General features: G+C 48.5%; 25 protein-coding genes, 1 tRNA gene and 1 riboswitch. Of the genes, 16 read left to right on the top strand and 10 right to left on the bottom strand.

Going from position 1 to position 23,233, the window contains the following annotated elements; all coding sequences use genetic code 11:
• Positions 1 to 91, bottom strand: a riboswitch (cyclic di-GMP riboswitch).
• 76 nt (positions 92 to 167) lie between these two features.
• Positions 168 to 241 (bottom strand) — tRNA-Gly (locus SFSGTM_RS01475).
• 109 nt (positions 242 to 350) lie between these two features.
• On the opposite strand from SFSGTM_RS01475, the gene thiS reads away from it, so the two are divergent.
• From thiS to trmB, 3 genes are read left to right on the top strand one after another with little or no spacing between them, the layout of a single operon-like run.
• A complete protein-coding gene (gene thiS / locus SFSGTM_RS01470; RefSeq protein WP_162083607.1) occupies positions 351 to 554 on the top strand; it encodes a sulfur carrier protein ThiS in 204 nt (67 codons plus the stop codon).
• An 18-nt stretch (positions 555 to 572) separates the two neighbouring features.
• Complete coding sequence (locus tag SFSGTM_RS01465; RefSeq protein WP_162083606.1) at positions 573 to 1,355, top strand: thiazole synthase; 783 nt, start codon at positions 573 to 575, stop codon at positions 1,353 to 1,355.
• Positions 1,356 to 2,045: a tRNA (guanosine(46)-N7)-methyltransferase TrmB gene (gene trmB / locus SFSGTM_RS01460; protein ID WP_162083605.1), complete on the top strand. Its 690-nt coding sequence runs from the start codon at positions 1,356 to 1,358 to the stop codon at positions 2,043 to 2,045.
• Positions 2,046 to 2,055: 10 nt separating this feature from the next.
• Here trmB and SFSGTM_RS01455 read toward each other — a convergent pair whose 3' ends face one another.
• The 3 genes from SFSGTM_RS01455 to SFSGTM_RS01445 form a co-directional block, all read right to left on the bottom strand.
• Positions 2,056 to 3,699 carry a SulP family inorganic anion transporter gene (locus SFSGTM_RS01455; protein WP_162083604.1) on the bottom strand — a complete coding sequence of 548 codons (1,644 nt, stop codon included), beginning with the start codon at positions 3,697 to 3,699 and terminating at the stop codon, positions 2,056 to 2,058.
• Positions 3,700 to 3,806: 107 nt separating this feature from the next.
• Complete coding sequence (locus SFSGTM_RS01450) at positions 3,807 to 4,367, bottom strand: DapH/DapD/GlmU-related protein (RefSeq protein ID WP_162083603.1); 561 nt, start codon at positions 4,365 to 4,367, stop codon at positions 3,807 to 3,809.
• Positions 4,364 to 6,148 carry a SulP family inorganic anion transporter gene (locus tag SFSGTM_RS01445; RefSeq protein WP_232526020.1) on the bottom strand — a complete coding sequence of 595 codons (1,785 nt, stop codon included), beginning with the start codon at positions 6,146 to 6,148 and terminating at the stop codon, positions 4,364 to 4,366. Before SFSGTM_RS01445 ends, SFSGTM_RS01450 begins: the two co-directional genes overlap by 4 nt.
• Positions 6,149 to 6,295: 147 nt before the next feature.
• Between SFSGTM_RS01445 and SFSGTM_RS01440 the strand changes: the two genes are divergently transcribed.
• The 4 genes from SFSGTM_RS01440 to SFSGTM_RS01425 all read left to right on the top strand — a co-directional run bounded on the left by SFSGTM_RS01440 (position 6,296) and on the right by SFSGTM_RS01425 (position 10,717).
• Positions 6,296 to 7,603: an RsmB/NOP family class I SAM-dependent RNA methyltransferase gene (locus tag SFSGTM_RS01440; RefSeq protein ID WP_162083602.1), complete on the top strand. Its 1,308-nt coding sequence runs from the start codon at positions 6,296 to 6,298 to the stop codon at positions 7,601 to 7,603.
• Positions 7,604 to 7,619: 16 nt separating this feature from the next.
• Positions 7,620 to 8,138 carry a phospholipase D family nuclease gene (locus SFSGTM_RS01435; RefSeq protein ID WP_162083601.1) on the top strand — a complete coding sequence of 173 codons (519 nt, stop codon included), beginning with the start codon at positions 7,620 to 7,622 and terminating at the stop codon, positions 8,136 to 8,138.
• Complete coding sequence (locus tag SFSGTM_RS01430; protein ID WP_162083600.1) at positions 8,135 to 9,418, top strand: mechanosensitive ion channel family protein; 1,284 nt, start codon at positions 8,135 to 8,137, stop codon at positions 9,416 to 9,418. The genes SFSGTM_RS01435 and SFSGTM_RS01430 overlap by 4 nt, the downstream gene beginning before the upstream one ends.
• A gap of 108 nt (positions 9,419 to 9,526) precedes the next feature.
• Positions 9,527 to 10,717: a DesA family fatty acid desaturase gene (locus SFSGTM_RS01425; protein ID WP_434784337.1), complete on the top strand. Its 1,191-nt coding sequence runs from the start codon at positions 9,527 to 9,529 to the stop codon at positions 10,715 to 10,717.
• 58 nt (positions 10,718 to 10,775) lie between these two features.
• Here the strand turns inward: SFSGTM_RS01425 and SFSGTM_RS01420 are convergent, their stop codons facing one another.
• Positions 10,776 to 11,252 (bottom strand): WbuC family cupin fold metalloprotein, encoded by a 477-nt coding sequence (locus tag SFSGTM_RS01420; protein ID WP_162083599.1) that lies wholly within the window; start codon positions 11,250 to 11,252, stop codon positions 10,776 to 10,778.
• Between the two features lie 9 nt (positions 11,253 to 11,261).
• Complete coding sequence (locus SFSGTM_RS01415) at positions 11,262 to 11,561, bottom strand: PIN domain-containing protein (RefSeq protein WP_162083598.1); 300 nt, start codon at positions 11,559 to 11,561, stop codon at positions 11,262 to 11,264.
• Between the two features lie 49 nt (positions 11,562 to 11,610).
• Here SFSGTM_RS01415 and SFSGTM_RS01410 point away from each other — a divergent pair, with 49 nt between their 5' ends.
• From SFSGTM_RS01410 to SFSGTM_RS01395, 4 genes are read left to right on the top strand one after another with little or no spacing between them, the layout of a single operon-like run.
• A complete protein-coding gene (locus SFSGTM_RS01410) occupies positions 11,611 to 12,066 on the top strand; it encodes an EVE domain-containing protein (RefSeq protein ID WP_162083597.1) in 456 nt (151 codons plus the stop codon).
• On the top strand, positions 12,063 to 12,743 hold the full coding sequence (locus SFSGTM_RS01405; RefSeq protein WP_162083596.1) for a glutathione S-transferase: 681 nt from the start codon (positions 12,063 to 12,065) through the stop codon (positions 12,741 to 12,743). Before SFSGTM_RS01410 ends, SFSGTM_RS01405 begins: the two co-directional genes overlap by 4 nt.
• A gap of 10 nt (positions 12,744 to 12,753) precedes the next feature.
• Complete coding sequence (locus tag SFSGTM_RS01400; RefSeq protein WP_162083595.1) at positions 12,754 to 13,083, top strand: hypothetical protein; 330 nt, start codon at positions 12,754 to 12,756, stop codon at positions 13,081 to 13,083.
• A complete protein-coding gene (locus SFSGTM_RS01395; protein WP_232526019.1) occupies positions 13,080 to 13,871 on the top strand; it encodes a sulfite exporter TauE/SafE family protein in 792 nt (263 codons plus the stop codon). Before SFSGTM_RS01400 ends, SFSGTM_RS01395 begins: the two co-directional genes overlap by 4 nt.
• Positions 13,872 to 13,881: 10 nt before the next feature.
• Here the strand turns inward: SFSGTM_RS01395 and SFSGTM_RS01390 are convergent, their stop codons facing one another.
• Complete coding sequence (locus SFSGTM_RS01390; RefSeq protein ID WP_162083594.1) at positions 13,882 to 14,931, bottom strand: ABC transporter substrate-binding protein; 1,050 nt, start codon at positions 14,929 to 14,931, stop codon at positions 13,882 to 13,884.
• A gap of 181 nt (positions 14,932 to 15,112) precedes the next feature.
• Here SFSGTM_RS01390 and argJ point away from each other — a divergent pair, with 181 nt between their 5' ends.
• Positions 15,113 to 16,339, top strand: a complete 1,227-nt coding sequence (gene argJ, locus SFSGTM_RS01385; protein WP_162083593.1) for a bifunctional glutamate N-acetyltransferase/amino-acid acetyltransferase ArgJ — start codon at positions 15,113 to 15,115, stop codon at positions 16,337 to 16,339.
• A complete protein-coding gene (locus tag SFSGTM_RS01380) occupies positions 16,320 to 17,189 on the top strand; it encodes an ATP-binding protein (protein WP_162083592.1) in 870 nt (289 codons plus the stop codon). The genes argJ and SFSGTM_RS01380 overlap by 20 nt, the downstream gene beginning before the upstream one ends.
• Here SFSGTM_RS01380 and SFSGTM_RS01375 read toward each other — a convergent pair.
• On the bottom strand, positions 17,186 to 17,965 hold the full coding sequence (locus SFSGTM_RS01375) for an oxygen-binding di-iron domain-containing protein (protein ID WP_162083591.1): 780 nt from the start codon (positions 17,963 to 17,965) through the stop codon (positions 17,186 to 17,188). The genes SFSGTM_RS01380 and SFSGTM_RS01375 overlap by 4 nt on opposite strands.
• A 65-nt stretch (positions 17,966 to 18,030) precedes the next feature.
• On the opposite strand from SFSGTM_RS01375, the gene SFSGTM_RS01370 reads away from it, so the two are divergent.
• Genes SFSGTM_RS01370 through phoU form a run of 3 tightly spaced genes read left to right on the top strand, consistent with a single transcriptional unit; the run spans position 18,031 to position 20,152 of the window.
• A complete protein-coding gene (locus SFSGTM_RS01370) occupies positions 18,031 to 18,966 on the top strand; it encodes a Nudix family hydrolase (RefSeq protein WP_162083590.1) in 936 nt (311 codons plus the stop codon).
• Entirely contained in the window at positions 18,963 to 19,388 is a 426-nt protein-coding gene (locus SFSGTM_RS01365) for a hypothetical protein (protein ID WP_162083589.1), read from the top strand. The genes SFSGTM_RS01370 and SFSGTM_RS01365 overlap by 4 nt, the downstream gene beginning before the upstream one ends.
• A gap of 59 nt (positions 19,389 to 19,447) precedes the next feature.
• The gene (phoU, locus tag SFSGTM_RS01360) at positions 19,448 to 20,152 is read left to right on the top strand and encodes a phosphate signaling complex protein PhoU (RefSeq protein ID WP_162083588.1); all 705 of its coding nucleotides are present in this window, start codon (positions 19,448 to 19,450) and stop codon (positions 20,150 to 20,152) included.
• Positions 20,153 to 20,211: 59 nt separating this feature from the next.
• Here the strand turns inward: phoU and SFSGTM_RS01355 are convergent, their stop codons facing one another.
• A complete protein-coding gene (locus SFSGTM_RS01355) occupies positions 20,212 to 22,896 on the bottom strand; it encodes a PD-(D/E)XK nuclease family protein (RefSeq protein WP_162083587.1) in 2,685 nt (894 codons plus the stop codon).
• A gap of 12 nt (positions 22,897 to 22,908) precedes the next feature.
• Positions 22,909 to 23,232 (bottom strand): ferredoxin FdxA, encoded by a 324-nt coding sequence (fdxA, locus tag SFSGTM_RS01350; RefSeq protein ID WP_162083586.1) that lies wholly within the window; start codon positions 23,230 to 23,232, stop codon positions 22,909 to 22,911.
• Position 23,233: the final 1 nt, after the last annotated feature.

The raw sequence follows: 23,233 nt of genomic DNA, 5'->3' as shown, positions 1-23,233 counted from the left end.
CTTGGTAACCCCACTATCATCGCGTCACAACTCACGCATTAGACTGGAAGTTTTGCGTCCTTAGCTTTCACCAAGTTTGCGTTTTTCAAGTGTCAGGCTTAAAAACAAGACAGCTAACACTACGTATACCAGTGTAGTACAAATTATGAAAATAACAAATAGAAATATGGAGCGGGTGATGGGAATCGAACCCACGCTATTTGCTTGGGAAGCAAAAGTTCTGCCATTGAACTACACCCGCATAGCCGCTGATTCTACGTGGGTTTATTGGAATGTTCAACTGTGATTCTATGCGCATGAGCACTGTGTTAGAATGCACATTCATTAACCAATATCTAGCCGAGGGAAACTTGATAGCACTCACTATCAATGGTGTCGCGCAGCAATTGCATGCATCATCAAATGTCACCGAGCTTATAGTAGAACTCAATCTCACAGGCAAGAGAATTGCGATTGAGCGTAATGGCGAAATCGTACCTCGCAGTCTATTCGATACTACCGCACTCCAGCCCAATGACAAACTCGAAATCGTCGTTGCTGTCGGTGGCGGCTAATCATTTCATAGGATATTCATGGACAATCTCATCATAGCTGGAAAAAGCTATCAGTCGCGCCTGTTAGTTGGCACAGGCAAATATAAAGATTTCACTGAAACACGCTTGGCCGTTGAAGCCAGTGGCGCTGAAATTGTCACCGTTGCCATCCGCCGTACCAATATTGGCCAAGATGCCAGCCAACCCAGCTTACTCGACGCACTGCCACCCAGTCGCTACACCTACTTGCCCAACACTGCAGGTTGTTATAGTGCAGATGACGCTGTGCGTACATTGCGCTTGGCGCGCGAATTACTAGATGGTCATGATCTGGTAAAACTTGAAGTCTTGGGTGACCCAAAAAGCTTGTACCCGAATGTTATCGAAACCATCAAAGCTGCAGAAATCCTCATCAAAGAAGGTTTCAAAGTCATGGTTTACACTTCCGATGACCCTATCATTGCTAAACAACTGGAAGAGATAGGCTGCGTAGCTATTATGCCTTTGGCTTCCCTGATAGGCTCCGGCATGGGCATACTCAACCCATGGAATCTGCAAATCATCATCAACCAAGCGCAAGTTCCGGTCATTGTCGATGCAGGTGTCGGTACAGCAAGTGATGCTGCGATTGCGATGGAGCTTGGTTGTGCGGGCGTACTCATGAACACCGCCATTGCTGGTGCACAGCAGCCTATACTCATGGCAGATGCAATGAAGCAGGCTGTACAAGCAGGACGCAGCGCATTCTTAGCAGGCCGCATGCCTAAGAAAATCTATACTGCCAGCCCGTCCTCACCTACCACAGGCGTAATTGGTTCTTAAATGACAGATACTACCAGTCCAGTCGGTCGCCCTATCCGCAGCTTTGTGCTGCGTCAGGGACGCATGTCCATTGCCCAGCAACGTGCCTATGATCAGTTGCAATCAGTGTATGGCATTACCTATACGCCACAGGCCATAGACCTGAACGCCACTTACCAGCGCAACGCGCCAAAAATCCTTGAAATCGGCTTTGGTATGGGCGATGCCACCGCTACCATTGCAGCAGAACATCCAGAAAATGATTATTTGGGTATAGAAGTACACGGCCCAGGCGTAGGCAGCCTGCTCAATCAAATTGAGCACCGTGAACTGCACAACTTGCGCATAGTGCAACATGATGCGGTAGAAGTATTGCGCGACATGATACCCGACCATAGTTTGGCTGGCGTACACATCTTTTTTCCAGATCCTTGGCATAAAAAGCGTCATAACAAACGCCGACTAATCAAACCGGAGTTTGTCGCTCTGATCAGCCAAAAGCTTGCAATTGGTGGATATCTTCACTGCGCCACTGACTGGGAAGACTATGCTATCCAGATTTTGCAGGTACTCAGTGACGAACCGACACTCATCAACACGGCGACTGACTATGCACCCCGCCCAGACTACCGCCCACTGACTAAATTTGAACAACGCGGCATACGGCTAGGTCATGGCGTATGGGATATAGTCTTTACCAAAAAAGCCTGAAGAAAAACGACTACGATATAACATTTTTCTGGATAACTGGTAAGGATGATAGCGCCATACTCACATCACTCAACCAGTTTTCATCGCCTAACAACTTATCCACCCCTGACTGCGCCAACTTACGCTGGACAATTGGATTAGCCTCACACAGAATCACTCGCACACCCCGTTTCTGAAAACGCGCTATAGTATCCCTCAGCATATATATTCCAGTCACATCAATAAAGGGCACTCGCCCCATACGAATAATCAGCACCGTCATACTCTCGTGCAAACTGGCCAACGTACTTTCAAAACTTGATGCCGCACCAAAGAAAAAAGGCCCATCTATAGAGTAGATTTGCACACCTTTAGGTACGCCAACGGGACAGAAATCAACCATACTCTCATCTGTTTCACCTTGAACTTTAACTGATTCAGTCATTTGCTTCATAAATAACAAGGCGGCTAACATTACCCCGACATTGACCGCGATCACCAAATCGGTAAACACCGTCAGGGTAAACGTAATCAGCAACAACGCCCTGTCATTTTTAGGTGCATGACGAGCGATAGCTATGAAATGATGGATCTCGCTCATATTCCACGCCACTACAAATAATATTGCTGCCAATGCCGCTAATGGAATATACGCTGCAAACGGTGCCAGCATGACTACAATCAGCACCAAAGTCAGTGCATGAATGATGCCAGCCAGCGGACTGGTTGCACCGTTGCGGATATTAGTTGCAGTCCGGGCAATCGCACCAGTTGCGGCAAAACCGCCAAATATCGGCGATAACACGTTAGCCGCACCTTGCCCGATTAGCTCCTGATTAGAATTATGCTTAGTGCAGGCCATCCCATCAGCCACTACCGCGGACAACAATGACTCTATTGCACCAAGTAAAGCAATCGTAAATGCGGGGCCAATTAATTCCACCACTTGCGCATAAGTCATCGCGGGAAAATGGAAACCCGGCAAACTGGAAGGAATACCACCAAATGCGGAGCCTATCGTTGCAACCCCTGGAAACGCACCTACATACTGCACCAATGTAACCACCACCATGGCAATCAATGGCGCCGGCACTCGCTTCACAAATCGAGGTGCAATAATGAGTATCGCCAGCCCCAACACCGCCAGCAACGTGGTTGCAATATGCAGTGTCGGCAATGCCATTAACAAATGGATTAATTTATCGCGGAAATGCGTCCCCATCTCTGCAGGATGCAAACCAAAAAAGTCCTTCCATTCCCCCACCCAAATCAGCACTGCGATACCCGTAGTAAAGCCTGTAATAACCGGTTTTGGAATATACCGTATCACCGTACCGAACTTGGCAAAACCCATGGCGATGAGTATTACCCCAGCCATAAGCGTGGCAATCTGTAAACCATCATAGCCATATTTCGCGGTAATGCCTGCCAGAATGACGATAAACGCCCCAGTAGGCCCCGATATCTGCACCCGACTGCCGCCAAACACGCTGGTCACCAGACTTGCGATAATGGCTGTGTATATCCCTTGTTCCGGCTTTGCACCACTCGCAATAGCAAAAGCCATGGCCAAAGGCAGGGCAACAATACCCACTATCACCCCAGCTAATACATTTTTAAATAAATCATAGCGCTTAAACAAACCGGCTCGATAAGCTTCGACTAAAACGATCATAGTGCAACTCCAAAACAAAAAGCCGCCTATTCAATATTGAACAGGCGGCTTTTTGTTTAAATTCGATTGAGTATCCTAAATAGAACGACTCACATCAGCATAACAAATCAAAACTCATTCTGCAATTTCTTATATCCCTTAACCAAATTAATATTGGTTTGTGCGACATCCTCCGAAAAGTCTTTCTCGCTAAACCCAACTTGTTTGACCAAACTTAAATCCGAATCGGCATGAATATTGGTGGTAGAAGGGATATGGAAACCATCTGGCAGTGCACACGCCTCAACTACTGAGTTATGTCGCACCACACAACGTTTGCCCACAGTACAGTTGAACAATACCGAGTTAAAACCTATAAATACATTATCCCCAACCACACATGGTCCATGCACAATAGAGCGATGTGCTATCGATGTATGTTCACCTATCTGAACACGTGCACCAGATTTGGAATGGATTACGACGCCATCTTGTATATTGGAATTCGCACCAATAATAATCGGCTCCATTTCACCATTTTCATCAACCTCATCGGCACGTATCACCGCATAAGGTCCTATAAATACATTTTCACCTATGAATACCTTTCCGCAAATAATTGCGGTTGGATCTACAAATGCAGATTCATGTATGACAGGCAAATCACCACTTGGATTCTTACGTATCACTTGCGAGGTTCTCCATTAGGTAAAGACTGATGACAAGGCGCAAAAATTCGCGCACTACAATTACGGCAAATTTCACTATCCAGCTTAGGATAAATAGTGTCTATCGGACGTGATTTGGCAGGGAAGCTATTGTTCTCGCCGATTTCTTCCATGTACTCACCTTTAACCAGCAAATCATGCACATCGTTTTGCATACGATAGAAATACAGTCCACCACCAATTTTCTTGCGGCGACGCGCTTCCTGCACCAGCATTTCCGCACCAGCCACATCCACAAAGCTCATTCCACTGGATGCCAACAACAAAGATTTTTGCTGCGGATTATGCTCATCCACATCTAATAAAACTTGCTGAACATGGTTTACAGCGCCGAAAAAAACCGATCCATGTACACGTATAATCTTTAATTGTGGACACTCAGGCGAGCCATTAAGTGGCACATAATGGTAACTGTCGGGTTCAGCATCTGGTACAACCGAGACAACTTCAGGACGTGAGGTACGATACAAATAAAGCATTAACGACAGCATAATGCCAAGGAATATCCCCTTTTCCAAATCAACCAGCGTACCAATTAAAGTGACCGCTAAAATTGCTGTCTCTTGACGACTGGTATGTAAAATCGAGTGGATATGATGGAAATCGATCAGACCATACGCCACCAGAAACAATATCCCGGCCATTGCGGCAGTAGGTAAATATGCAGCCAGTGATGCCACCAGCAGAAGAATAATAACCAGGAAGACAGAAGAATAAACCGCCGCCAAAGGCGTTTTCGCGCCCGCCGCGTAATTCACACCACTACGGTTAAATGAACCACTGGACGCATAACTGGAAAAGAAGCTACCGAAGATATTCGACAAACCTTGTCCTATAAACTCTTGATTGCCATCAATACGCTGTTCTGATTTCACCGCTATTGCGCGTGAAATAGAGACTGCTTCAGTCAAAGCCAGCATGGTGACAATCAATGAAGGGAACAGCACCTGCTTAATTGCAGTGAGCGACAAATCAGGATGTGTCAGCGGTGGCAAACTCGCACTCAAGGCACCTACAGTTTTAATATGCGTTACATCGGTACCACCATACATCTGATTGATAATCAGCGCGGCCACACTACCGATCACCATCGCTAATATCATATACAACTTAGGCATATATTTTTTCAACACTATGCCCGACACCAATGTCACCACACCTACCGCAGTTACGTATGGATTGATCTTATCAAACTGTAAATAAACTTGCTCCAGCACTTCATGAAATGGCAAGCCTCGCGCCATTTGCAAACCCAGGAAATTTTTAATCTGGCTACCGGCAATTAATACCGCAGCACCAGCAGTAAATCCGATAACTACTGTATGTGATATGAAATTAACCAGCACACCCATACGCGCCATGCCCATAATCAACTGGAACAGACCTGCCATAAACGTCAGCGTCAATACCAGGCTAATATAGTGAGCTGAACCAGGTTCAGCATAGGGACTTACCGATGCAAAAACTGCGATAGAAATAGCTGTCGTTGGCCCTGAGACCAAATGCCAGGAGGAGCCAAACATTGCCCCCATAATTGCCGGCACCATTGCAGCATACAGACCAAATTCAGGTGGTAATCCGGCGATAGTCGCAAATGCCACACCTTGTGGCAACACTATCATTGCACCGGTCAAACCTGCGATCAGATCAGCTTTAGTAGTGGCCTTACTTACTGTAGGCCACCAACGCAAGAATGGGAATACCTTATAAAGCCAAAGCGGGCAGGTGATAGAATTTTTCAAGGCAACCTCAATTTATAGTGATAATTAACAACAAAACACTTGAATTATCGCTTATTTACGCGGTCTCAGCAAACACCTGCCACACCGATTTGGATTAGCTGCCAGCATCAGCTAAACTTAGCGTCACTTTATTGAACTCCCTTGATCATGGCACACACCAATTTCCCTACCGTACTTCCTCTCGAAACCGCTGTTATCGCACTGCGTTCAGTGTTGCCACTGGATGCACCAGCCGATGTTTTACTCAGTCGTTTTTTTCGTGAGAATCCTGAGCTAGGTGCAAAAGATCGCGCTTTTATCGCTGAATTAGTATTTGGCGTGTTACGTAATTTACGCTCACTGGACAATGCCTGCGAAAAACCCACGCCGCGTTTATTAGCTATTGCCTGGTTAGCCCGCATACATGGAATGAGTGCGCGCCAGCTTGAGCCCTATTTACGCGGCCCAGAGATGGATATGCTGCCAAAAATCAAAGCATTCAATCTGGCTGAGCAACCGCTCGCAGTACAATGGGATGTGCCTGACTGGCTGGCTGAACGCCTGCTAGCCACTTTTGGTGAAGCCACCGCGACCAAACTCACTGCTGCACTTCGCCGTTCTGCGCCATTAGATATACGCACCAACACCATCCGCACTAAACGTGATGACCTGTTAGCCACACTCAACGCCGCAGGCATCACGGCAACCGCCACACCCTATTCACCCGTCGGCATCCGTTTGGCTGACAAGCCTGCGCTGAACAAGTACAAGCCTTTTTTAGCGGGTGAATTCGAAGTACAAGATGAGGGCAGCCAATTACTTGGCTATTTAGTTGCGCCCAAACGCGGTGACATGGTCGTGGATTTCTGCGCAGGTGCTGGTGGCAAGACCTTATTACTTGGTGCGCTGATGAACTCAACGGGTCGACTTTATGCCTTTGACGTATCTGAAAAACGCCTGACCAAACTCAAGCCACGACTTAAACGTTCAGGTTTATCCAATTTGACACCGCAATTAATCACCAGCGAGCACGACAATCGCATCAAGCGCCTCGCAGGCAAAATCGACCGCGTGCTGGTTGATGCACCTTGCAGTGGCTTAGGAACCCTGCGCCGCAACCCTGATTTGAAACTGCGCCAAAATCCACAAAGCGTTGCGGAGCTCACCGTTAAGCAAGCCAGCATCCTGGCTGCGGCAGCTAATCTGGTTAAGCCTGGCGGTCGCCTGGTTTACGCAACTTGTAGCTTACTTCCGGAAGAGAATGAGGATATTGTTAGCGCATTTTTGGCCAACAATCCGCGTTTTCATTTGAAAAATGCTGCTGAAGTATTAAGTAGTCAGCAAATTGATTTGGATACTGGTGACTATCTGCGCCTTAACCCTGCTGACCACGGCACTGATGGCTTCTTTGCTGCGGTACTTGAAGCCGCACCGGCCATCAAGAAAGACCCAGCTGAAAATGAAAATGCTGCTTAGAGCAGTCACTATAATAATGCTGCTACTGGCACAAACTGCCATAGCAGCACAACATACATCACCACAGGCTGCTACTGGAACGATACAAATCGCCTTCACACCTGGCGACGCAGCAGACCAGCTCATTATCAACACGATTAGACAGGCACATCAGCAGATATTGGTTCAAGCTTACAGTTTTACCCACTTGGGTATCGCCGACGCCTTAATAAAGGCACATCGACGTGGTGTTGACGTCATTCTGATTGCCGACAAAAATCAGGATGAACATATTCCGACTAGCCTCATTCACGATTTGGCGCAGGCAGGTATAACAATCGTGTTTGATAGCGAACACAGCAGCGCCCACAACAAAGTAATGATCATTGATGCAAACTCACCACACCCGGCAGTCATCACAGGCAGTTATAATTTCACCCATGCTGCACAATTCACAAATGCTGAAAATTTATTGATATTTCGCGACAATCTAATGCTGACTCAGGCATATCATGACAACTGGCAATTTCATTACCTACATTCCCTACCGCTATGAAATCACCCATACCTTTCGATAATTTGCTGGAGCACTTAATTAACGATTCACACCAGACGGATCTGTTGTGGCAAGTCGCAATACTAGCTGTATGTGGCTTGATCAGCTGGGCAATAATGCACTGGCTCACCCCTTATCTTGCTCATGAGCGCGCCACTTGGCGTATAGGCAATGCCGCCGCCAAACGCATAGGGCTACCGATTACAGGGTTGCTACTTGTCTTCATTAGTCGCGCAATACTGGAACAATGGCACGAGACTCATCTGCTCAATATCGTAACGCCATTATTAGGCTCTCTCGTTATCGTACGCATCTTGGTATACATGTTGCGCTTCGCCTTTAATAACAGCGAAACCATTAAAACTTGGGAACGTTATATCGCCTGGATCATCTGGTCAGGCTTCGCACTTCATATCACAGGTTTACTGCCTCGTATTGAACGCGCATTGGATGCCGTTTCTTTTGAATCTGGAAATCATCATTTCTCACTCTTATTATTGTTTGAAGCACTTGCTGTTATCACCCTATCCATCATTGCTTCACTCTGGCTGGCTCAGTTCATAGAATCACGCCTACTGCGCATCACTAGTATGGACGTTAGTCTACGGCTGGCGCTTATTAAAGCAATGCGCACATTACTCGTAATTATTGCTGTACTTGTAGCATTACCTGCAGTCGGCATAGACCTCACCGTATTATCTGTATTCGGTGGCGCATTAGGTGTCGGGTTAGGACTGGGCTTACAAAAAATCGCCAGTAACTATGCATCGGGATTTATCATCTTGTTGGATCGCTCCATAAGACCAGGAGACATGATCACTGTAGGCACCAGTTACGGCGAAGTCAGTCAACTTAATACCCGCTACACGTTGTTGCGCGCGCTCGATGGCACTGAAATTATTATTCCTAATGAAAATTTACTCACATCCACCGTTATCAACCATTCTTTCACTAAACGTGATGTGCGCATCAAGCTCCCCATACAAATCAGCTATGACAGCGATGTCGAACGTACCCGTGAATTGATGAAGTCAATCGCACTTGCGCATAAACGCGTATTAAAAACTGAAGAATACACCCCCAGTGTATTACTGATAGAGTTTGCCGACAGCGGTATCAATCTGGAATTATCAATTTGGATCAACGATCCAGAAAATGGACAAAACAATTTACGCTCTGATCTCAATCTCGCTATTTGGCAAGCCTTCCAGCACGAAGGAATACAAATCCCCTATCCTAGACGCGATATTTACATGATTAACGACGCGAACAAATTATGACAATTGCTTGACTTCTGGTATATTCATGCATTAAAGTTTGATAACAGGATAAATATGTCCTGAATGTATCTAACGATATTTGAAACACACAAATGAGGTAACACACTTATGATGGATTTTATTGCAAACGGTTTAGTGGGTCATTTGCCATGGTACGGTTACGTACTCGTAGCACTGGCATTTACTCACATTACCATTGCTGCGGTTACAATTTACTTACACCGCCACCAAGCGCATCGTGCGCTGGAACTACACGCTATACCTAGCCATTTCTTCCGTTTCTGGCTGTGGCTTACAACTGGCATGATCACCAAAGAGTGGGCAGCTATCCACCGCAAACATCACGCCAAATGCGAAACTGAAGAAGACCCACATAGCCCGCAAGTATTGGGTATCAAAAAAGTATTTTTTGAAGGTGCAGAACTTTACCGCGCAGCACGTAAGGTTTCCGCCACTATGGAAAAATATGGTTCAGGTACGCCAGAAGACTGGTTAGAAAAGAACGTATATACCCCACACAGTGGATTAGGTATTTATTTGATGCTGGTGGTGAACCTTGTCCTGTTTGGACCTATCGGCCTCACCATCTGGGCAGTACAAATGGCGTGGATACCTATTACCGCAGCCGGCATTATTAACGGTATCGGCCACTACTGGGGTTATCGTAACTTCACCTGCGAAGATGCCAGCACCAACGTCTTCCCTTGGGGTATTTTGATTGGTGGTGAAGAGCTACATAACAATCACCACGCTTATGGTAGCTCTGCGAAACTCTCTAACAAATGGTATGAATTTGACATTGGCTGGTTATACATACGCAGCATGGAAATAGTCGGTCTAGCTAAAGTCAAAAAAGTCGCACCTACAGCGAAATTCAATGTCGCCAAGCAAGTATGTGACCAGGATCTGCTCAATGCAGTCATTACTCATCGCTATGATGTGTTGACTCGCTATGCCCGCACAGTTACTGCTTCTTGCAGCACTGAACTGGCAAAGCTGCAAGCGTCACTTCCACAGTTGCATGACAACAAAAAATTCAAGAAAGTCAAAGCATGGTTACACACTGATGCTGCGGATCTTGATGAGTCTGAAAAAGCCAACCTGGCTGAAGTGTTGAAACAAAGTCAGCAGCTCAATACTGTCTACACCATGCGTCAGGAACTGGCTCAGCTTTGGTCACGTTCCAATGCGTCTAAAGAGCAGTTGCTCAAGCAGTTACAAGACTGGTGTCAGCGTGCGGAAACCAGCGACATAACTTCGTTGCAATCGTTCTCGCATAAATTACGCAGCTACGCGTAACTAGCTCTACCCAATAAAAAACCCGCGTAAAGCGGGTTTTTTATTGGGTGCGATAGGGCTATCCGCCCCACAATCTGTCGCCTACTTTGGCTTGTGCATACCAGCGATTCAACGCCTCACCTTGCTGCGCATCATCCACCTCGTATCCAGGAGCAAAGTCACTCGCATTGATTACTTTATACGGCCCATGTTTCACTTCAAAAATCACACCACCTTCATCCAGCGACAGCACGCCATGCAAGACGCCAGCTGGCGTTTCCTGCACAGCACAATCTTCGCCCAACACCACACGGTGGGTGACAAAACCGTCGTCACTGAACAGCAGCACGACAAAACGCCCACGCAAAGCAGTTAACAATTCCCAGGTATGCTCATGGCGATGCGGACGTATCACCGTATTCGGCTCCATCGCTATAGCCAGACGCTGTATGCTGTCACCCAAATCGTCATGCATATTTGCATTCATACGGAAACGTGGCGAAGCAACTGCTTGCGCGCTGATATCGTCCAACCGACTAAAACTTAACTGCTTCAAATTCGCCTCCTAAGCGTAAACACGAGTTAATAATGGCAGTTCATGGCGCCGTGCATTGGCTGCCAGAAAATCACCACGTGGCATATAGTCGCCACGCGCCAGTGATTCCGCATTCAGTTCTGCCAGACATTCTGATGGGGCTTCTAACAATGCCGCAAACAGCACTTCCAATTCTCGCGCATCAACTTTCATACGACCGAACGGATGACGCCCGTCTATAGCCACCCAGAATAAACCCACATCCCAGCTATGACATTGGATAGCAGGGTGTTGAAACCATTCGGTCAATTTTTGTTCAAGCGCAGTCATAGTGTTTTCCAGTAAAATAAGCAGATTCTTATTATACGTCGAGAACCCCATGCGTTATTGGTTAATGAAGTCCGAACCCTCCGATGTCAGCATAGATGACCTTGCCAGCTTCCCCAATCAATCAGTTGCTTGGTATGGCATCCGCAATTATCAGGCGCGGAATTTTATGCGTGATCAGATGCAAGTTGATGATGCTGTGCTGTTCTATCACTCAAGTTGCGATCAGCCCGGCATTGCTGGTCTGGCACGAGTCAGTCGCTTAGCTTACCCAGACGAAACACAATTCGACACCAGCAATAAATACTTCGACCCTAAAGCCACCCACGAAACACCGCGCTGGCTTAACGTTGACGTACAACTGGTCAAAAAAACTCGTTTGATGCCGCTCAAGGAAATCCGTGAATATCCCGAGCTCGAGCATATGCGCATTCTGCAACGTGGCAATCGCCTGTCTATCACCCCAGTTGACCCGCGCGAATACGAGTTCATTTTAAGTAAATTATGATCAACTTATATCACCGCTGGTCATCCATGGCTGCACAGCAAGTTCGTATAGCATTACACTTCAAAGGAATAGCGGCTAACGAAATCGCCTTAAACCAACAGGATGATGAAATATGGTTTGAACTCGGTTGCGCGCGTGCTGATCTGGCTTTGCAATTACCTGATCATGATTTGCAAACAGATACCCTCACCATCCTGCGCAATCTGGACGACTGGGCAGGTGGCACACCCATTTATAACGGCCTGGTCAGCGATGATGCATGGCAAGCTTTACTGAACTGGCGCACCAGCGTACAGGCGATACGTGAGCGACTCTATGCACCTGTGCTCCCGGCATTCATAGATATCGGCGGCAGCGAAACAGAGCTGGCCAGTTACAAAGCCAACGTACAACATCGCTATGGCATGAGTGTAGAAGCCTTATCCAATGACCGTTATGACGGATTTAATCAGCTGGTCGCACAGTCTAATTTGATCGCATTAGGCAAGCATCTCGCCAAACAGCGCTTTTATCTCAACAACAGCCTCAGTGCTTGTGACATCCTGATTGCAACGGATCTTTTTCCGCTACAATTACTGGATGGCGTAACCATGCCACTGGACTTGATGTACTACATACAACGCGTAGAAACCGCCTGCCATACCAGCTTACGCGCAGGACTCATTACTCAACACTAAAGGAAATAACATGACATTTATCGAATTGCTCACATTTATCAGTACACACAGCAAATACGACATTACTGATGGCGACATCAACAACACACTGACCGTTGCTCTGGAAGGCAAACACAAAAATGCCGTGATAGGCGACATCATTGCGCAAATGTACAAAAACAGCGGCCTGACCGACACCAATGCTGAAATTGAGCGTGCGCTGGCAATTAAAACGCTGGGTCCAATACGCCTGTTCTACATGAAGGATGATGCTCCTGTAGAAGGCTTCCGCCTGGTAGAAAATATCGTCCACGCCATCGACGGCGCATTCAATGATGAAGCCATGCGTTTGAAGGCGTGAGTATTTATCTCGCCTACTATCTTGCGATGGGGCTACTTTCCGGCTTCATCGCAGGCTTACTCGGCGTAGGTGGCGGACTGATACTGGTTCCGTTACTGGTCTGGTTATTCAGCATGCAAGGGTTTGCCCATGAATCCAACATGCTCATGGCGTTAGGTACGTCACTGGGCGTGATCAGCATCACCGCCATTTCCAGCGTACGCGCACATCACGCACATGGCGCGGTCAACTGGAACACGGTCAAACATATCCTGCCTGGCATACTGTTCGGCACCTTGTTTGGTGCCTGGCTGGCCAGCAAACTGCCCAACACTTTTCTGCACCATTTTTTTATCGCATTTTTGTTCTACGCAGCCACACAAATGCTGCTTAACTTCAAACCCAAAGCTCACCGTAATTTGCCAGGCTACCTGGGCATGTCATCGGTCGGCAGCATCATCGGGATAGTATCGAGCTGGGTCGGTATCGGCGGCGGCACGCTATCCATTCCCTTTATGCTATGGTGCAATGTCAAACTGCACCAGGCCATCGCCACCTCCGCCGCGATTGGCTTCCCCATTGCAGTAGCAGGTGCGCTTGGGTATGTCTTCACGGGATGGTCTGTTAGCCACTTGCCCGCCTATAGCGCCGGTTATGTCTACCTGCCAGCTTTCGCCACTATCGCCAGCACCAGCATATTCACCGCCCCTATAGGTGCGCGCCTGGCGCACCGCTTACCTGTGAACGTACTTAAACGCCTGTTTGCAGCACTATTGTATGCATTAGGGATAAAAATGCTGTTAGGCTAATAAGCAGATATCAGTGCAACAAACCACCACGCGCGCTAATTGCAGTGATATCTATATAATCTGAAGCTCTGTGCGCTGAGTTCACAGTCAAATAGTAGCCACCCAGATCCAGATTATGGGTATTGGCGATTGCCTGACCAAGTTGCTTGCCACTATCAGCCTGCATCAATCCCTTTACCAACCATTTCGCCGCCAGATAACCTTCCATGGTCAAGTGTGACGGCGCTTCATCTCGGTATTTTTTCATTAACTTCTCCAACTCGCGTACCGATGCCATGGAGAAATTTCCAGGATGAGGTACGACCTGTGTAATCACCACACCCGCGGAAGCTTTACCGGCGATCTCCATCAACGTCTGATGATTAATGAGCGACAAGCCTATCAAGACTGCACCAGGCGACATAGGATGATAAGTTTTCACAAACTCCGCTGCTGGCAAAGTTTCCAATATCATTAATGTAGTTTGCGCACCACCCGATTTAATTTTCTGTATCGCCGCAGTCGTATCTGCTGCATTGTTTTCACGCAAAGATTGCTCAGCCACCAATTGCAGGGAACTACCGCGCAAGCTGGCTTTCATAGCCTGCAAGCCATTTTGTCCGTAGCTATCTGCTGCATAAACCACAGCCACCTTAGTTAAACCTAATGTTTTTAAATAATCCAATGCTGCCTTGATCTCCTGTGCATAGCTCGGCCGCATAAAATACACATGTGCATTTTGTGCCACATTCACACCAGAAAATGGGGCGACCAAAACGGTATCGCCATGCTCAAACTCAGGATTAGCTAATGTCGCCTCCACCACGTTATCACCGTAGTAACCAAACAGAACATCCACTTTATCTTTAGTCAAAAAGTCATGAGTAATCTGGTTAGACTTCTCAACCGAACCTTGATTGTCACGTACATCCAATACGATTTTTTTGCCATGCACACCGCCATTACCATTAATGTAATCCACATAAACTCGCGCACCGGCCAGAAAATCCTTACCCAGATCGCCGTTGTCACCCGTCATATCAATAGACTGCCCTACCCGTATTTCCGCTGCATAACTCATAGTTATGAACAGTGAAAACGCTATTACCACCATCAAACGCAAATAAACCAACATAATTTTTATATACCCAAGCAACTCACAGAAGCCTTCAGTTTATTGCAAGTCTGTTGCAACATTATGAAGCTGCAACAACGTCACAAATCAGGTTAGAATCTACTTTTACACTACGAGAATAGTCACCATGCCTGTGAATCTAGCGCCACCCATTGCTGAAAATCTGTTACCCATTGCGGGCGTCACCATAGGCATTGCCTCCGCAGGCATTAAAAAAGAAGGTCGCAAGGATGTGACTTTGATGCTGCTAGCACCCAACAGTCGTGTCGCAGGCGTGTTCACCCAAAACCGCTTTTGCGCAGCTCCCGTCATCGTCGCGAAAAAGCATCTAGGCAAAACCGCACCACGTGCGCTTATCATCAACACGGGCAATGCCAACGCTGGCACGGGTGACGACGGTCTGGCACGCGCCCGCGCTGTATGTGAGGCACTGGCTGCATTGCTACCCTGCAGCGAACCTGAAATTCTGCCATTCTCGACTGGCGTGATTATGGAACCGCTACCTGCCGACAAAATTATCGCTGCCTTGCCTGCCGCGATTGCAGACTGCCGTGCTGACAACTGGTTTGCCGCTGCCAATGCCATCATGACCACGGACATCGTAGCCAAAGCCACATCACGCCAAGTCACAATAGCTGGCAAAACCATCAGTATTACGGGTATCGCCAAAGGCTCGGGCATGATCCATCCCAACATGGCAACCATGCTCGGCTATGTCGCTACCGATGCCGTAATCAATCAGGAAGCTTTGCAGAGCATGGTCAAACATGCGGCAGATTTGAGTTTCAACTGCATCACCGTCGATGGCGACACCTCGACCAATGACTCCTTCATGCTCATCGCAACAGGACAAGCTGGCAATGCCGAAATCACCGACTGCAACAGCGCAGATTATCTGGCGCTGGCTGACGCAATTACCGACCTCTCACGCGAACTCGCGCAAGCTATCGTGCGTGACGGTGAAGGCGCAACCAAATTTATGAGCATCGTAGTCGAAGGCGGACGTGATCGTGACGAATGCCGCAAAATAGGCTACGCCATCGCCCACTCTCCGCTGGTTAAAACCGCATTCTTTGCATCCGACCCCAATCTTGGACGCATCCTTGCAGCGATCGGCTACGCAGGCGTGACTGACCTCGACGTCAGCACGCTGCAAATGTATTTAGGCGATGTACTGGTTGCCGAGAACGGCGGCCGTGCTGCCAGCTATCAGGAAGCAGATGGTCAGCGCATCATGAAACAGGCTGATATCACCGTGCGCATTGTCCTCAATCGCGGCGATGCGGATGCCACTTTATGGACCTGCGATTTTTCTTATGATTACGTGAAGATCAATGCCGAATACCGCAGCTGATTTGAGCGGGTTAATTACCCGTGCAGAAAGCGTGCTGGCGCGACTGGAAGACTGGCTGCCTGCGCCACCGCCGAGCGTTGATCTGGATACCGCCATCGCCTACCGCTGGCGGCGGCGTGGTGAACGTGGCTGGCTGGAAGCCATTGCCCATCCACAAATGCTGGATCTGGCACGACTCACAGGCATAGACCAGCAAAAACAGCGTATCAGCCAAAACACCCAGCACTTTGTCATGGGCAAACCTGCCAATAACGTCCTGCTCACAGGCGCACGCGGCACAGGAAAATCATCACTGATCAAAGCCATGCTGACGGAATATTCGCCACTAGGATTACGCGTCATCGAGGTAGACAAGGCCGATCTGGTCGATTTAGCCGACATCACCCAGCAACTGGCAGGCAGAGCCGAACGCTATATCATATTTTGCGATGACTTATCGTTCGAAGCGGAGGAAGCGGGCTACAAGGCGCTCAAAGCAGCCCTTGACGGCACACTCGCCGCACCGCCTGACAACGTACTCATATACGCCACCTCCAACCGTCGCCATCTCATGCCTGAATACATGAGTGAAAATGAAAAGACCCAACATCACGGTGCAGAGGTTCACCCTAATGAAGCAGTAGAAGAAAAAATTTCACTATCAGAACGCTTCGGGCTATGGCTATCATTTTATCCATTCGATCAGGATGCTTATCTTGCAGCCGTTGCAGTATGGCTGGATGCGCTCAAGGTTGAAATTACTGACCCTGAGCTACTTCGTCGTGAAGCGCTGCAATGGGCGCTCGCACGCGGCACGCGCTCAGGCCGCACCGCATGGCAATTTGCTCGGGACTACACAGGCCGGAATTAACGTGGCAAGGTATAATTACTCTGGTCAAATTGATCAATGCCACAGTCCAATGTGGCAATCCAGTCGAGGAAAGCATGGACTGCGGGCTTACCCTGAAACCAGCGCCCATGTTGTGGCACGATGGCGTGTATATCCATTTCTTTCACCATATTGACCCAATAGCGACAAACTTTGCTCGACACCATATAACGCTGATGAAACCCCTGCATATGCTCAATATGTTCACGAAACTCAGCTGGGGTTACGATAGGTTGCGTCACCTGATCATGATGCACTAAGGATGCACCCATATCGCCACTGAATAAAATACGGGAACGCGGATCATAAAACTGAAAATTACCTTCCGCATGTAAGAAATGGGCAGGAACAGCAACTATCTCATCCTTGCCCAACTTAATTCGCATGCCGCCATCAGGAATCCCGACGATACGTCCTGACGTTTTATCGCCCGTACAAAAATGGGGTACGAAGCGTGACCACAAGCTGGACACATACAAATCAGCATCGGTGGACATCATCCACTTATTTAATGAACCAACGATGTCTGGATCCTGATGGGATGCCAGCAAATATTTAAGATTTTTGTAATGAAAGAACTTACCCATACCCACAATCAAACCATTAAATGTCATATTGCCAGAAGGATCAATCAAAGCACCCTCACCATTTGATACAATCAGGAATTGATTTGCTTGGACGGCTGCGGCATTATCATCAACCAGATCATTAAACATCATGCAAACATGGTCACCATCATTGTAAAGTTCTATAGACATCGGGTTTCACTAAAAAGATATTAATGTCCTCATTGTACGTCACTCAGATAAATTAGGAAACACTAATGCAGCCACCCCTCATTCACGTTGCCGCAGCCGCGATTATCCGCCCTGACGGACAATTCCTGCTCGCCAGCCGACCCGCCGACAAACCCTATGCGGGCTATTGGGAGTTTCCTGGTGGCAAGATCGAAGCGGGAGAGTCTGCTCATCAGGCGCTGGTACGCGAATTAGAAGAAGAGCTGGGAATACACATTACGCAGGCTACGCCGTGGATTACCCGCACCCACGAATACGCCACCGCAACCGTTGTACTTAATTTTTTCCGAGTCACGGCCTGGGAAGGCCAGCCACATCCCCGTGAAGGGCAGACCCTTAGCTGGCAAGATGCCGACAATATCACCGTTGCTCCGCTCTTACCTGCGAACTCACCCATTATCAAAGCGCTGTCACTGCCAACATTGATGGGGATTACCCAGGCACAATCTGACCCGCATGGCTTTCTCTCCAAACTGGATAGTGCATTAGCCAATGGATTGAAGCTCATCCAGATTCGTGAAAAGGATATGCCTGCTGCCGAATTACAAGCATTTACACGTGAAGTCACACTACGCACCCATGCCCAGCACGCCTATACCATCGTTAACAGCGACATAGCCCTGGCACTAGCCACAGGTGCCGATGGCGTACAGCTCACATCCAGCCAGCTTGCTCAACTCGATACACGACCAGATTTGCTCTGGGTAGGCGCATCCTGCCACAACGCTGACGAACTAAGCCGCGCAGCACAACTAGGCTGCGACTATGCACTGCTGTCCCCCGTGCTACCTACTGCCAGCCACCCTGGCGCACCCACGCTAGGCTGGGATGAATTTACCCGATTATCCCAGCAGCGCAGTCTGGCCATATTCGCACTAGGTGGGCTCACACCAGCTGATTTGCAAACTGCACAACAGCATGGTGCACACGGCATTGCCTTGTTACGTGGAGCATGGCAATGAAATTTGACTGGCTGCTCAAATACGCCTTACCTGCATTGCTCATCAGCGTAGCCATCGCAGGGGGGTTATACCAGACCTGGCAACATCAACACACAGCGACTACCCGTATCACCTGCAACAGCCCAGCTCAGGGTTGTCAGTTTCTGTTAGACCAGCAACCGGTAAAAGTAGAATTCATAGAGCCGCCATCCGGCTTACACCCATTTACCCTGCGCGTAAGCATCGCGCATGCACAGGAAATCCACGCCCATTTCACCATGAAAGAGATGGAAATGGGATACAATCAATATCGATTATTGGCGCTATCCCCACAGCAATGGCAAGCACGTGTCGTTTTACCCGTTTGCGTGACTGGACGACATGACTGGATATTGACGTTAAACATAGACAATAAGCAGGTTGAAATACCATTTAACGGATAAATTGTCACCAAACTGTCACAATTACACCTTATAATTTTAAGCAATTACAGGAGTACGACATGCCCACAGAACATACCTATAAACAATTCGACACCGATCTGGAAAACATGCGCGCTCGCGTGCTACAAATGGGTGGCCTGGTAGAACAACAAATCACTCAGGCGATGGAAGCGCTGGTTAATGCTGATTTCGTATTAGCTGATCAAGTGATTAGCAATGACCATCTGGTCAATGCGCTGGAAGTGGGTATAGACGAAGACTGTGCGCAAATTATTGCCCGTCGCCAACCGACTGCATCTGACTTACGCATGGTAATGACTGTTGTTAAAACCATTACCGACCTGGAGCGTATAGGTGACGAAGCAGCCAAAGTAGCGCGCATGGCGCGGGAAATTCATCAAAACGGCCGTATCTATCAGCCAAAATTCAACCAGATTGAATTTATGGGCACCATTGTTCTCGAGATGCTGCACAAAGCGCTGGACGGCTTTGCCCGTCTGGATGCAACCACGGCAATCGAAGTATGCCGTAGCGACGTACAGGTAGATGAAGAATATCATTTAGTTTTGCGCAACCTGATCACCTACATGATGGAAGATCCACGCACCATTTCCATCTTCATTGACATCATGTTCGTTGCCAAAGCCATAGAACGTATGGGCGATCATGCCAAAAACATGTCTGAATATGTGGTTTACATGGTTAAAGGCAAAGATGTACGTCATACCACGGTTGAAGAAATCGAACGCACAGCTTCAAATTAATTTGAGATATGCAGTTAACAAAAAAGGGAGCTGAATCGCTCCCTTTTTTTATCTCCACCTCAAACCCAGTAATCTTGCCGGCACACACCACGCATCTCGCAATATTGGCAAACTTTGGCGATACCATTGGCAGGCAATGGTGCGGACTGATGAAGCTGATTAAATATCGTCACCAGACGTGTTGCGCAGGTTTCGGCAGCCGCTTCAGGTTCTTGCGCCAAATCAAAAGAGCTTACTGCATCATCATCCAGACTCACAAAAGCAGCCTGGACTATGTCCTCACTCAACAACAAGGCATAAGCCAATAGCTGCACATCTTCTTCTTTGCCTTTGTCTACCTTATTTTGCAATTCTTTGCCATTACTGGTTTTATAATCAAGTACAGCATAGTTGTCACCGAGTTTATCAATGCGATCCAGTCGACCGTGGAGCTTGATTGCATACCCTGCATCCAGTGCCAATACCTGACTGGCATCAACCTCGCCCTGATACCAGTACCAACCTTCCTGCTCACGCAAGATTTGCCAGTCTATATAGCTTTCTACTTGCGCCAGCCAGCGCACATGCCAGGCACGGGCGAAATAATCATTGACCATCAACGGCGCAAAATCAACGTCACTTTGCTCGATAAGTGCGGCAATAGCAGCTTCACGTCCTAACGCCATGACACTAGCGTGTTGCTCATGAAAATGCCGCAGAATAAGGTGCACAACCTGACCGTAATCAGACTTCTCCACGTCGGCACTAATATCATCCACCGCATTCAAACCCAGCATATAACGCGCATAGTATTGATATGGGCAAGCTAACAATGCGTTATAGGCACTGACACTAATTTTGCTGGGTATCAACTCACTCGGCACACTCGGCTGTGGCATAGGCTGCCGCACAGGCAACACCGCATTATCAGCGCTGATGACCATAGCTACCGCCGCTTGCGCATGCAAATCCTGATTGACCAGACTCCCGCCCCATGCCAATTGGGACACGCTATCCAGCCGCTCCAGCCACGCACTGACAGGATTGAGCTCACCTTCAATGAGGGACTGCCACAACACTTGTACCGGCGCAGTCGTGAGCAACAGTTGCTGCAAATCAGCCTGTACCTGTGCAACGGCCTGCGCTCGGGTGGGTAAACCCAAAGCACTGCGTACGGACTGATTAAAAAACACACCCTGCTGAGGCAATGACGGCAGGTTACGCGCATCCGCCCCCAGCAATAATGCCGCATCAAACTGACGCAAACGTGTCGCAGCCAGATGGGTAAATATCACTGGGCTATCCACATCGGTTTCGACGAATGCCGCGCTGGCTAATTCACGGCTTAACCAGCGATGAAATTCGGCCAGCTCAAACAGCCCGACATCCCCCGCCAATTCCATCCGGCGCTGCCTTAACACATCAATCAACGCCACACCGGCTGCATCATCCACCAGACACTGACTCACACCCAGCAATTGCAAACTGCTTTGTAATTGATCCAGCCAGCCAGCCAAACTATTCATGCGCTGCGTATTGACCAATAACGCCGCATCTTGCAATGCCGACAATACTGCCTGTGCCACCAGCGCATCTGCTGGCAATAACGCAATTAAACGCGCCCATCCCTGAGCTGGGCCATGTTGACGCAACCCCTGTTCCAATTGATGCACCGCAAGCAGACGCTGTTCACTGTCTAATTCATTCAACACATGAGGTGACTTCATCAGGTCTAGCACATCGACATGATTAGCCCCGGTCAGCAACACCGCTACCCAGCGCATCACCACCGTACTTGCTGTAGTGGTATCCAGCGTCCAGCCAGTTTCGTCTGCCACCAATATCTGCGCCCGCTCCAGCAGTGCCCGCAACCGCCGCGCACTGACCCGATCCTGCACCACCACAGCAATATTGCGTTTACCTTCGTGCAGCCACAGTCTAATTTGCGTGTCCGCCGCGCGCGCTTCATCTTCCAGGCTGGTGGCCGCACAATAGCTTAATCTAGGGGCAATAGGATTAACCGGTAAGGTCTGGCGTAATTGCAACGCACGCTGGCGTAACGGTACCGCCAATGTTTCTGGCCAAGCTGCGGAGAGCGTCTGTGCAATCGGCGTCAGCGCATCTTCAAGGTGGTAATAGTTAACGGAGGCATGCTCGGCATAACGAGCAAGAAAACGCTGCTCCAGTCGCGACAGGCTGGACAAGCCCACCACAAACAGGGGGGCGCGTGACTGTTCCGCCAATTGCGCCAGTTGCAGGGCATAGTGGGCAGCTGGGCTATCTGCTGTCTGATTCAGTGCAAACCACAAATCATGCACTAACCGCGCTTCAAACGTCACTGCCTGATGTTGCTGGACTTGATAATAACTTAACAATTGCGCAGCAAATTCATCCACGTCCAGCGGCATATCAACGGCCTGATGCGTCAGCTCGTCAAACAGGTGTGCAATCTCATCGCACATCGCCCAGAGCAATGCGGTATCAAACCAGCCCTGGGCTTTAAGTGCCTGATACAGCAACGCACTGCGCTGACTGCTAGCTAAAGTTGGTGTGTTTAGCGTTACTGATTGCGCCCATGCAGGTAAGGTCAACACTGGCGGCGGGATGATTACCTCACGCTCGCTGGCCACAGCTAACTGCTGATATAGCAATGGCGCCGCATGAAAATTGGGAACCAGGATCAGCGCATCGGCCAGTTCGACTTGTGCTAGCTGGCATTGCGCAACAATGTCACGCGCCACGCGCGCATAAAAAGCAGGCAACACGAGGAGCAGAGATTAACGTTTAAGCAGCGCTAATTTATCTGTCTTACCATTCCAATCATCCGCGTCAGGCAACGGATCTTTGCGTTCGATAATCGCTTTCCAGCCCCGCGCCAACGTCGCATTCAATTCGGTGCAATGCTGTTGATCAGCGGGCACATCATCCTCAGCAAAAATCGCTTCAGCAGGACATTCAGCCACGCATAACGTACAATCTATGCACTCGTCCGGATCTATGACCAGGAAATTTTCGCCTTCGCGAAAACAATCCACGGGACACACATCGACGCAATCGGTATATTTACACTGGATACAATTTTCAGTTACTACATAAGTCATG

It is taken from the genome of Sulfuriferula nivalis (genome assembly GCF_009937995.1).
GTDB lineage: Bacteria > Pseudomonadota > Gammaproteobacteria > Burkholderiales > Sulfuriferulaceae > Sulfuriferula > Sulfuriferula nivalis.
This window is presented reverse-complemented; position numbering and strand designations above follow the sequence as displayed.